The organism is Actinoalloteichus spitiensis RMV-1378, from assembly GCF_000239155.1.
Taxonomy (GTDB): domain Bacteria; phylum Actinomycetota; class Actinomycetes; order Mycobacteriales; family Pseudonocardiaceae; genus Actinoalloteichus_B; species Actinoalloteichus_B spitiensis.
Genome location: NZ_AGVX02000335.1, coordinates 1 through 11,110, shown reverse-complemented (window position 1 = coordinate 11,110; position 11,110 = coordinate 1). Strand labels below are relative to the sequence as shown.

Genomic DNA, 11,110 nt, shown 5'->3' with positions numbered 1-11,110 from the left:
CTCTCCGACATCCCCGGTCTCCTCGCCCTCCTCGGCCCCCGGGACGGGCCAGCCGACCTCGTCCACGGGCCCGGCCACCGCGGTCAGGCGTACCCGGTACCCGAGGTCGGAGATGGACGCCGCCGCGCCGCACAGACCGGTGGCGAGTTCTATCCGCAGCAGGTGGAGCCCGGCCAACCCGACCTGCTGCCCGGCGACACCCGGCGCGCCCTCGGCGACGGAGATGGTGGCCCCCACCACACTCGTTCCGGTGAAGGAGTCGCTGTCACGGGCCAGCACCGTGTTGCCCGGGGCGTGCAGGGCCAGGCTGGCCCGCGCCGGGCACTGCGGGGAGGTGGCCTGGGGGTCACCGCTGAAGAGCGCGGTGGCCCCGATCCGGCTCCCCGGCTCCACGGGCAGGGCGAACCACCGGCTCTCCCCGGGGTGGAGCGTGGCCACGGTGGCCGTCCCGTCGGCTGGCAGCGTCGTGGCACCCGCCGGCGTGGGTGCGCCGGGCACACCGATCTCGGGGTAGGGCGGTAACGGCACGTCCTGCTCGGTGTCGACGCCGAGCCCGAGGGGGAAGGCAACGGCCGGGTGCCGGTTCCAGCAGTCGTCGGCCTCGAGGTTCACGACCGCGTACCAGTAGCCGGAGCCGTCGGCCGCCTCCCCGAACGGGTCGCCGGCCTCGACGGGCGCCGCGCTGGTCACCTCCACCCTCGCCTCCGCGGAGTTGCCGAAGGCGGCATGCCTGGGGGCGGGACCGTAGTCGGGTTCGGTGCCGGTCGGGGTCAACAACGCGACCCGGAGATGGGACGAACAGGTGTCCGGTGGCGGACCGGGACCATCCACCACCGGGCGCAGCGCCACGGTGACGGCCGGCCAGGACCCCGGTGGGGCGGGCACGGCGTAGAAGCGGGACTCGCCGGGGCGGATGGTGTCGGCGTGTTCGCCTCGGCCCGGCACCAGCAGGGGGGCGTCCACGGGGTTCGCGGACCCGACGGCGACCACCCCGGTCTCCGGCGTCTCGGTCTCGGCCGGACCAAGCATCGGAACCGCCGCCACCAGACCACCCATCAGCGCGGCCACCACCGAACCCGTCAACACGGCCACCCCCTGGTCTCCGGTGCCCACGTGAAGCGTGGCCCGTCCCTCCCGTGGTGGCGGCCGGCGGTGGACCCGTGCGCCCGCCCGGTTGGTCGACGACCGGGTCGCCACTCACCTCTTCCGACGCCGGGACCGGGGAAAAGGTTCCGGAGCGGGCCGGTGCACGAGCGGGGAACGCCAACGGGGCCACCTCCCGGCTGGGAGATGGCCCCGTGGTGGCGGGGGCGGGAAGGCCCTGCCCCTGTCGGGGGAGGACGTCCCGCCCGTGCTCAGGACGGCGTCAGGCTCAGACCTCGGCCTGCTTCTTGCGCCGCATCAGGAACAGCGCGGTGGCACCGCCGCCGAGGAGCACCGCACCCAGGCCCAGCGGCAGCCAGATGGACGCGCCGGTGTTGGCCAGGTCCTCCTCGTTGTCCGGGCGCTCGGGGGCCGGCGGGGCCGGAGTGGTGGTCTCCGGGGCCTCCGGCACGCTCGGGGTGGTGCTGGGGGCCGGCTCGCTCGGCTGCGGGGTCTCCGGCTCGCTCGGCTGCGGGGTCTCGGAGGTGGGCGGAACGACCGGCCCGCCGACCCAGTCGACGCGGACCGAGGTGTCCAGCTTGGTGGGCTTGCCCTCCGCGACGATCAGGGACTGGGTGCGCTTGCTGTTCTGGGCATTGCGGCTGGCGCCGCTCCAGTCGCCCGACGGGTCACCCACGAAGAGGCGTCCGGTGTTGACGGTGGCGGAGGCGTTCGCGGTGATGGTGGCCTCGCCGGCCTCGGCGCCCTCGGGGACGCTGACGTACAGCTCGGAGATGCTGTCGGTCGGCACCTCACCGGAGATCGGGTTGACCTCCTCGCCGTTCTTGTTGACCAGGGTGACGCCCTCCGGGCCCTGGAGGGCCAGGCCGACCGTCCCGGCGCTGGACTCGACCGTGAACGGGCCGATCAGCTCACCGGCGGCACCGGAGTGGCTCTCGGGGCTCAGCGCCAGGGTGGGGGTCGGCTGCTGGTCGACGCCGACGTTGGCCTCGCCGGTCAGGTGGCGGTACAGGGTCTGGATGTCGCGGCCGTTGTTGCCCGCCAGCTTCGAGCCGTTGCTGAAGTGCCAGATGGCGGCCTGCGTGCCGGCGACGGCGCGCTCCACGTTCAGGTTGGTGCCGAGCTGGGCGTTCAGCTCGTCAACCGACACCTGCGGGTAGGAGTTCTGCAGGATCCACAGCACCTTGCCCGGAGCGGTGGGGAACGGCGCACCCTCGTCCGTGGGGTACTGGTCCCACGGGACCTCGTGGTAAGGGGCCTTGTTGGCGGCGGTGATGGTCAGCTCGACGCAGTAGGTGAGCAGCTCGGTGCCGTCCTCGAGGACGAGGGGCAGCAGCACCGTCGGGACCGAGGAGCGGTCCGTCAGGTGGATCCTCTCGCCCTTGACCTCGTTCGTGTTGTCGTAGTGGCCCTTGGTGGACGCGGCGGCCGGCAGTGCGGTGCCGACGAGCAGGGCAGCCGCGCCGAGCAGTGCCGCGCCGGCTCGCGCCAGGCGCAACCCGAGTCTCATGTCTCTCCTCTCTTCCGGACCAGAGGTCCGGGAAACCGCCGACCGGCGGACTGGATCAGGGGTAGACCACGATTTCCCGCCGCCGTGACCCCGGTGTCCCCATCGGCGTGAGTCTTGGGGCGCTCCGGTTCCGGCGACCCGTTGACGGGCCGACCCGTTTTTCCGGTTCGGCGGACGGCACGACTTTAGCCGACGCGTCAATTCCGGCGTAGCAAGGCCCCGCCCTGTTTCGGGAGCCGCCCGGTTATTCGTCCCCCCGGGTGAGGCATTGCGGGAAGGGGCCGCCTTCGGCTCCACCGGAGCTTCCTCCCAGCCGGGCCCACCGCCGTGCGGCACGCCGGCGGCAGCGGGAACTCGTCCGTCCAACCTGCCCGTTTCCGGGGCGGGAGCCACCACCGGCGGTCACACTGGACGTCACCCGTGTCGCACCGGGGCGGAGCGCGTCGCCCCCCTAGGATGCGCGGGCGGCGCGAAGGTTGCGTGCCGATGCCAAACTGGAAGCATCCGGACCATGAAATGTGGTTTTCCCGGGACTCCGACAACGGAAAGTGAAGTACTGGCCGGCCTTAGCCCGAGCATCCGGGGACTGGTGTCACCTTTCGGGGTGAGCGGAATTACTCGCCGCATGCTCGGCGCCGGATAACTCGCTCAATAGCTGCTAGTCCGGTCGGAGGGCGAATGCGGACCAGCAAGCGGACAGAATTGGCCGGATCGGGAAGCGTTACGTACAAGCCGTAACCGTTACGCAGACTGTTGATCACTTTTTGGTGAACGACACCGGTTGGCGGCGGAGTGGCGTCATTCGGGCCCCGGGCGCACCCCCACCGCCCGAGCACCCTCCGATGGGGTGGGACCGAGCACCGCCCCGCCACGCGACCCGCCCACGACGACCAGGCGATGGCGGCCAGAGCGTGGCGAAGCTCACTCCACATCCGCAGCGCCCCGAGGAACCCCTCCGGCACGACGGCGACCCCGGCGCGACACGGGCACCCGTGGACGCGAGCGAGGAGACGTGCCCATCGTCACAACGGCCTGAGCCCCCCGGAGGGGCACCCCCTCGCCCGGAGGGACTGGCCCGGAAACGGAACGACCCCCCTGTCGCCAGGGGGGTCGTTCGACGCGCGCCCGAAGGGATTCGAACCCCTAACCTTCTGATCCGTAGTCAGATGCTCTATCCGTTGAGCTACGGGCGCTTGTTCAGTTGTGACCAGCCGTTACCGGCCGGTGCTGCGGAGGCTCCGGGATTTGAACCCGGGAGGGGGCTTAAACCCCCAACCGCATTAGCAGTGCGGCGCCATAGACCAGACTAGGCGAAGCCTCCCGGGACCTCGTTCGGTCGCTCGCGGCATACATTACACAACCGGGTGGACCAGGGGCAAAACCGGGTCCCCCTAAACCTGTTCTCCCAGCTCAGAGCCGCCTTCGGCGAGCGCGGCGCGCACCACGCCGTCGAGGGCGCCCGGGTTCGCCAGCGCCTCCCGGCTCACCGCCTCGGACACCGGGACCCCGGCCAGGATCCGCTTGACGGGAACCTCGCACTTCTTGCCGTTCAGCGTTCTCGGCACCTCCCCGACCCGCAGGAACCGGTCCGGGACGTGGCGGGGCGACAACGTCGTCCGGAGCAGTGACCGCGCACGCGCCACCACCGCCCCCTCCTCCGCCTCCGGCGCCAGCACCAGGAAGCACACCAGTTCCCCGTCCGGCCTCGTCGGGCCGGAGTTGTCGATGACCAGCGAGTCGAGCACCTCGGGAAGGCTCTCCACCACGCCGTAGAACTCCGAGGTGCCCATCCGCACTCCACCGCGGTTGAGCGTGGAGTCGCTGCGCCCGTGGATCACCGCCGAACCCCGTGGGCTGAGGCGGACCCAGTCACCGTGCCGCCACACACCGGGAAAGGCCTCGTAGTAGGCCTCGCGCATCCGAGCGCCGTCGGAGTCCCCCCAGAAGAAGACCGGCATCGAGGGCATCGGCCGCGTCACCACCAACTCGCCCACCTGGTCCACCACCGACCGGCCGTCCTCGTCGTAGGCCTCCACCGCCGCCCCCAGCGCTCGGCACGACAACTCCCCCACCCAGACCGGAACGGTGGGCGCGCTGGTCAGGAAGGCGGTGCAGACGTCGGTGCCGCCGGACACGCTCGCGATCTGGACGTCCGGCCCCAGCTGGTCGGCCAGCCAGCGGAAGCCCTCCTCGCTGAGCGGAGCGCCGGTCGAACCGACCGCCCGCACCCGAGACAGGTCGAGCCCGGCGAGGGTGACTCGCCCCTTCTGGCAGGAGTGGACGAACGGCGCGGAGATCCCCAGGTAGGTGACGCCGGTCGACGCCGCCAACCGCCACAGCGCGTCGGGCTCCGGGTGGGCCGGACTACCGTCGTAGAGCACGACCGCCGCGCCCACCAGCAGGCCGGACACCAGGTAGTTCCACATCATCCAACCCGTGGTGGTGAACCACAGGAACCGGTCGCCCGGCCCGAGGTCGGCGTGCAGCGCCAACACCTTCAGGTGCTCCACCACGATGCCGCCGTGCCCGTGCACGATCCCCTTGGGCAACCCGGTGGTGCCGGAGGAGTACAACACCCACAGCGGGTGGTCGAAGGCGACCGGTTCGAAGGTCAGCCGAGCGTCCGGGTGCGCTCGGAGCGCCCGTTCCCAGGGCACCGCCCGGACCCCGCCGATCGTGTCGGTCGAGCCGGTGGAACCGGCCCGGGCGGCGGCGTCCCCGAGGTAGTCGACCAGCACGACGGTTCGCAACGTGGGGAGCCTGCTGGCGAGTTCCCCGACCTTTCCCCGGATGTCGAACGAACGACCTCCGTACTGGTACCCGTCAACGGCGAGGAGGACGACCGGCTCGATCTGCCGGAACCGGTCCACGGCGGCCGTGGTGCCGAAGTCCGGCGAGCAGGAGGACCACACGGCGCCGATGCTCGCGGTGGCCAACAGGCCCACCAGGGCGTGCGGGGTGTTCGGCAGCAGGGCGACCACGCGGTCACCTCGACCGACGCCCTCCGCCACGAGGAACTCCCGCAGGGCCGCCACCCGCCCGCGCAGCTCGTCGAAGGACCACTCCTCCCCGGTTCCGTCCTCGCGCCGGAACACGACGGCGACCTCCGGTCCGGGCCGGCCCGCCAGCGCCTGCTCCGCGTAGTTCAACGTCGCACCGGGGAACCACCTCGGCTCGGACATGCCCCCACCGGCGTAGGCGGACGCCGGACGCCGGTGGAACCGGACCCCGAGGAACTCGGCCGCCGCGGACCAGAAGCCGTCGAGGTCCTCCACCGACCACCGCCAGAGCGCCTCGTAGCCGGCCGGTCCACCGGGCGGGGCTGAGCAGCCCAGCGCCTCGGGCCGCCGTTCGCGAACCCAGGTCTCGAACCGTTCCAGGGCGCTGGTCCCCGCCCGAGCGGAGTCGGGTGCCCACAGCACCTCGGGCGTGGCCGCCTCGTTGCCTGCCATACCTCGGTTCCTAGCCCAATCCGGCGCGTTCGCCAAGGGGTCGACCGGGCGGGACAGGGCGCCGGGGGTGGGTGCGGGTGCCGGGGCGGTGAACCCTGAAGGGGCTTCAGCGCAGGTGCGCGTCGAACCAGGTCAACGTGCGCTGCCACGCCTCCGACGCGGCGACCCCGTCCTGGTCGAACCGGTGTTCGGACTCCGGGTAGGTGACCACGTTCGCCACCGAGGAGGCGCTGTCCGCTGCGTCGCGGAGGCGCACCAGGCCCTGGTCCGACTCGTCGTCGCTCCCGTAGAGCGCCAGCCAGGGGCAGCTCAGCTCGGAGACGAGGTCGACGAGGGTTCGGCCGTCGTCCTCGTCGGGGAGGGTGACGGCGTCCGGCGCGACGCTGACGACGGCGCCCAGGCTCCGCTGCGAGGCCACCCTCAGCGCCGCCGTGCCCCCGGCACCGAAACCGAGCAAGCCGAGTTGGTCGTCGCGCACTCCCCGGTCGACCAACCAGACGCAGGCGGCGTCGGTGTCGGCGAGCAGGCGGTCACCCGTCCCGCCGTCGGGACGGCTCTGGTCCCCGTCCAGGTGCGGAGCGGCCACCAGCCACCCCTCCGCGGCCAGCCCGACGGCGAGCTCACGGAGCTGGTCGACGACGCCGCGTCTGCCGTGCAGGAGCACCAGGCCCCCGCGCACGCTGTTCTCGGGTTCCGCGACGGTCACCGTCAACTCCCTGCCGTCCGTGAGCGGAACTGTCTCGGTGCGGGTCTGCGTCATGGCTTCCAGCCAACCACGGCGGAGTGAACTCCCGTCAACACCAGGGTGCGGAGAGCGGCGGAACAGGTTTACGCGGCTGGTGCAGTGACAACCGTCTCGTTTCCTGGGCATGATCCAGGGACGACGTCGGCGCGTACGGGACCGGGCACTGGCCAGGACACCCGTTCGAGTAATAGCGTGACCCGGTTGGGCTAGCTGCGGAGGATTCGCGGATGACCGTACGGATGAGGGCTGACCTGGCCGCCCTTCCGAACTACGTTCCGGGGCGCTCGGTGCCGGGAGCCGTCAAGCTGGCGAGCAACGAGGTCCCCGGCGGCCCCCTCCCCAGCGTCGTCGAGGCGATCTCCCTCGCGTCGACACAGGTCAACAGGTACCCGGACAGTGGCGCGTCGCTGCTGGTCGACACGTTGTCCCGCCACCTGGACGTGGAGGCCGACCAGCTCGCGGTCGGCTGCGGTTCCGTGTCGTTGTGCCAGCAGCTGGTCCAGGCGACCTGCCAGGACGGCGACGAGGTCGTGTTCCCCTGGCGGTCGTTCGAGGCCTACCCGATCATCGTTCAGGTCGTGGGCGCGAGGCAGGTACGAGTTCCACTGACGGAGAGTCACCAGCTCGACCTCACTGCCCTCGCCCAGGCGATCACACCCGCCACCCGGTTGGTGTTCCTGTGCAACCCCAACAACCCGACCGGTACGGCCCTTGGCCGGGACGAGATCGAGGACTTCCTGGACCGGGTCCCGGAGCACGTCCTCGTCGTGCTCGACGAGGCGTACCGGGAGTTCGTCACCGACCGCGAGGTTCCGGACGGCATCGAGGTGGCGAAGCGGAGCTTCGCCGCCGGGCGGGACAACGTGGCCGTGCTCCGGACGTTCTCCAAGGCCTACGGCCTCGCGGGCCTGCGGGTCGGGTACTGCTACGCCACGCCGTCGGTGGCGCGGGCATTACGGAAGGTCTACCTCCCGTTCAGCGTGAACGCCATCGCCCAGGCCGCCGCGATCGCCTCCCTGGAGGCACGGGACGAGCTGCTCGTTCGTTGCGCCGAGATCTCCCGGGAGCGCGAACGGGTCCGCGACGGGCTGCGCGAGCTGGGGTACGAGATCCCGCCCAGCCAGGCCAACTTCGTCTGGCTCCCGCTCGGGGAGGACACCGCGGCCTTCACCGACCACTGCCTCGACCACAAGATCATCGTTCGCGGGTTTCCTGGTGAGGGGGTCCGGGTCACCATCGGCGACCGGGAGGAGAACGACCTGTTCCTGGTCGCGGCGACGGCCTACGCGCAGCGCTGACCGCTCGGGTGGAGCGGGCGGCCGCCAGGTGCCCGCGTGGCAGCGCATCCGGCGCGGACCCGAGCGCGGTAGGCGGCGGCCCCGGACGCCCTCAGTCGGCGAGCAGGCAGAACTCGTTGCCCTCCGGGTCCGCGAGCACCAGGAGGTCGGGCTCCTCCCGGACGAGGACCGCTCCCAACCCCACCAGGCGGTCACGTTCCGACGCCAGGCCCTCTGCCCACAGGTCGAGGTGAACGCGGTTCTTGGTGACCTTGGGTTCGGGAACTCGTTGGCAGAAGAGGCGAGGGGCGCCCGGTGCCGTCGGTTCCACGAGGACCAACGGATCGTCCTCGGGGTCCTCGATCCCCTCCGCCCGCAGGCGGGTCAGCTCGGCCTCGTCGTAGGGAGCCACCTCGTACCCCGTCAGGGCCGCGGCCCAGAACCGGGCGAGGGAGGCGGGGTGGGTGCAGTCGAACACGATGTCGCGCAGCAGGGCCATCCGCGCAGGTTGGCAAGTGGCGGGGGAAGGCGGCAACGGATTTCCCGCTCGAGCGGAGGGGGCTGCCTCGCGTCGCGAGGACGTCGGACCGGCCAGCCGGGCGGTGGTCCTCCCGGCTCGGGAGGACCACCCCGCCACCAACGCGGAAGCGGAGGGATTTGAACCCCCGGACCCTGTGACAGGTCTCCCGCTTTCAAGGCGGGTGCATTCGGCCGCTCTGCCACGCTTCCTCGTGCCCCAGCCTAGACGGCGCCGTCCGCGAGATCAGAGCTCCCCACCGAAATGGTCGGCGATCCGGGTGAACACCTTGCCCAGGACGGCCTGCTCCTCCTCGTCGAGGAGGTCGATCAGGTGCGCCCGCACCCCCGTGACGTGGGTCGGGGCGGCGCTGCGCAGCAGGTCCATCCCCTCGTCGGTGAGCACGGCGAAGACGCCACGGCCGTCGCTGGGGCACTCCATGCGACGAACGAGGCCGGCGTTCTCCATCCGGTTGATCTGGTGCGACACCCGGCTCTTCGAGGAGGCCACCTCCCCGGCGAGCTGGCTCATCCGCATCCGGCGGTCCGGGCTCTGCGAGAGCCTGACCAGGATCTCGTAGTCGGGGAGCGTGATGTCGCGCGCATCCTGGAGTTCCCGGTTCAGCTGGTAGGCCAGCAGGGAGCTGCCGACGAAGTAGGCCCGCCACACCCGTTCCTGCTCGCTGCTCAACCACCTGGGCTCGACCCGAGTTCCTTCGTCCACCCGCCTAGGTTATTGGCTCCGGCGCGGCGGAACGCCGGTTCCGTTCAGGCTCACGGTGAATACACCCGGTGGTCGTAACGGTGTTGCGCCACGCTGTCACTCCACCGGATGGAGATCCCGATGCCTTGGCGGACGGGGCGTCACCGCGTCACCGCGTCGCCAGCCGCCCCGTCCTCGGCAGCGCCGGAGCGCCGTCCGTCAGCTGACCCCGCTCGGCGGCCTGACGCCGCCGTGCGCCGGGGTCCCCGTTCACGTCCTCGGTGCTGAGCCCGTACGCGGTGGCGACGTGCGCCGCCGTGCGGGCGTTCACGAGCAGGGCACGACGGTTGACGTTGCCGAGGTCGTCCTCGGGCTGGTGGTAGTGGGGGTCGTAGGCCTCCCCCGCCGTCCCACCCCACCTGGCGGCCTGCTCCTCCGTCATCTCCCCCTCGGCGCCGGTGAACAGCCCGCCGGCCGGGATGCCCACCGCCACGAACTCCCGGTAGTCGGAACGACCGTCGAACGCGGTGCCCTCGGCCTCGATCCCCTGGGAGGCGAGGTGGTCGACGAGGGCCCGCTCGATCTGGGCCGACCCGTGGGGGCCGGGGTCGGAGAGGCCGTCGGAGCCGTCCCCGTCGTAGACGAAGTAGCCGGGGTTGGGGGAGCCGACCATGTCGAGGTTCAGGTAGAGGGCGATGTCGAGCTGCTGCTCGGAGTCGAGCGAGCGGACGTACTGGGTGGAACCGTGCAGCCCGAGTTCCTCCGCTCCCCACCAGGCGAACCGGATGGCGTTGTTGACCTCGGGAGCGGCGCCCAGCCGCAGCGCCGTCTCCAGCAGGGCCGCGCTCCCGGTGCCGTTGTCGCTGATGCCCGCGTAGACCGCGTCGAGGTGGGCGCCGACCACCACGACGTTGTCGGTGCGCCCGGTGCTGGTCTGGGCGAGGACGTTCCGGCTGGTGTCGACGGTCACCTCGCCGACGAGTTCCAGGGTCGCCGGCGTCCCGGCCGCGTCGAACAGCGCGTCGCCGTCGACCGGATCGAGGCCGCCCACGGGGATGACACCGGCACTGGCGTCACCCAGGGTGCCGTGCACCGGGCCTCCGGTGTTGTTGACCACGAGCAGGGCCGCCGCGCCGGCGTCGGCGGCCAGCCGCGCCTTCTCGGCGAAGGTGCACTCGCCGCGCCGGACCACGGCGATGGCAGCGGCGACGTCCACCCCCGCGAAGTCGGTGGAGGCGCAGCCGAGTTCACGCTCGGGTGGCAGGGGGGCGAGGGGGCCGTCGAGCCCACCCCCGGGTGTCGACGGTGAGTAGGTGAACATCTGCACGTCCAGTTCGGAGTCGGGGACGAGCAGGCGTTCGGTGTCGATCGTGAACCGTTCGTACTCGAACTCGGGAGTGGTGACGTCGAACCCGGCCTCCTCCAACCGGGCGACGACGTAGTCGACGCTCGCGTCGTAACCGGGCTCCCCGGCGGCACGGGTCCCCCCGTGCCGGTCGGCGATCCGCTGGAAGGCGACCAGGTGGCGGTTGAGGCCGGTGAGGTCCACCGCCGAGGCGACCCGTTCGGGGAGCTCCGCCCGTGGGGCGCCGGTCGCCTCGTCGATCGCCGGCTGGGCGCCGGCGGCCGCGGGCAGGCCCGTGGCGGCCAGGCTCGCGGCGGCGACGAGCCCGACGGTGGTCGTGGTGGTCCGCCTGCGGTACGGGAACGTGGTCATGGTGCCTCCCAGGAAAGGACGGGCCGTTCCGGCTGCCTGCGACCGGTCCGCCGAGGGCCGGCGGCGGGGGGTGCGCCGCCACCCCG

Annotated in this window: 8 protein-coding genes and 3 tRNA genes; 1 reads left to right on the top strand and 10 read right to left on the bottom strand. The window is 71.8% G+C overall.

From position 1 onward, the window contains the following. The 6 genes from ACTIDRAF_RS0215200 to ACTIDRAF_RS0215175 form a co-directional block, all read right to left on the bottom strand. A partial coding sequence (locus tag ACTIDRAF_RS0215200; RefSeq protein WP_026066139.1) for a hypothetical protein occupies positions 1 to 1,113 on the bottom strand: 1,113 nt, incomplete at its 3' end. A 259-nt stretch (positions 1,114 to 1,372) separates the two neighbouring features. Next, positions 1,373 to 2,614 (bottom strand): Cys-Gln thioester bond-forming surface protein, encoded by a 1,242-nt coding sequence (locus ACTIDRAF_RS35335; protein ID WP_016699584.1) that lies wholly within the window; start codon positions 2,612 to 2,614, stop codon positions 1,373 to 1,375. A 1,120-nt stretch (positions 2,615 to 3,734) separates the two neighbouring features. After that, a tRNA-Arg gene (locus ACTIDRAF_RS0215190) sits at positions 3,735 to 3,807 on the bottom strand. A 37-nt stretch (positions 3,808 to 3,844) separates the two neighbouring features. Next, positions 3,845 to 3,935, bottom strand: a tRNA-Ser gene (locus ACTIDRAF_RS0215185). A gap of 70 nt (positions 3,936 to 4,005) precedes the next feature. Next, complete coding sequence (locus ACTIDRAF_RS29060) at positions 4,006 to 6,066, bottom strand: acetoacetate--CoA ligase (RefSeq protein WP_016699583.1); 2,061 nt, start codon at positions 6,064 to 6,066, stop codon at positions 4,006 to 4,008. 106 nt (positions 6,067 to 6,172) lie between these two features. Then, positions 6,173 to 6,826, bottom strand: coding sequence for a dienelactone hydrolase family protein (locus ACTIDRAF_RS0215175; RefSeq protein WP_016699582.1), 654 nt, complete (start codon positions 6,824 to 6,826; stop codon positions 6,173 to 6,175). A 212-nt stretch (positions 6,827 to 7,038) separates the two neighbouring features. Here ACTIDRAF_RS0215175 and hisC point away from each other — a divergent pair, with 212 nt between their 5' ends. Then, a complete protein-coding gene (gene hisC / locus ACTIDRAF_RS0215170) occupies positions 7,039 to 8,109 on the top strand; it encodes a histidinol-phosphate transaminase (RefSeq protein ID WP_016699581.1) in 1,071 nt (356 codons plus the stop codon). Between the two features lie 91 nt (positions 8,110 to 8,200). Here the strand turns inward: hisC and ACTIDRAF_RS0215165 are convergent, their stop codons facing one another. The 4 genes from ACTIDRAF_RS0215165 to ACTIDRAF_RS0215150 all read right to left on the bottom strand — a co-directional run bounded on the left by ACTIDRAF_RS0215165 (position 8,201) and on the right by ACTIDRAF_RS0215150 (position 11,024). Further along, positions 8,201 to 8,587 carry a VOC family protein gene (locus ACTIDRAF_RS0215165; protein ID WP_016699580.1) on the bottom strand — a complete coding sequence of 129 codons (387 nt, stop codon included), beginning with the start codon at positions 8,585 to 8,587 and terminating at the stop codon, positions 8,201 to 8,203. 143 nt (positions 8,588 to 8,730) lie between these two features. Beyond that, a tRNA-Ser gene (locus ACTIDRAF_RS0215160) sits at positions 8,731 to 8,817 on the bottom strand. 34 nt (positions 8,818 to 8,851) lie between these two features. Beyond that, a complete protein-coding gene (locus tag ACTIDRAF_RS0215155; protein WP_052168846.1) occupies positions 8,852 to 9,328 on the bottom strand; it encodes a MarR family winged helix-turn-helix transcriptional regulator in 477 nt (158 codons plus the stop codon). Positions 9,329 to 9,476: 148 nt separating this feature from the next. After that, positions 9,477 to 11,024, bottom strand: coding sequence for a M28 family peptidase (locus ACTIDRAF_RS0215150; protein ID WP_016699578.1), 1,548 nt, complete (start codon positions 11,022 to 11,024; stop codon positions 9,477 to 9,479). Positions 11,025 to 11,110: the final 86 nt, after the last annotated feature.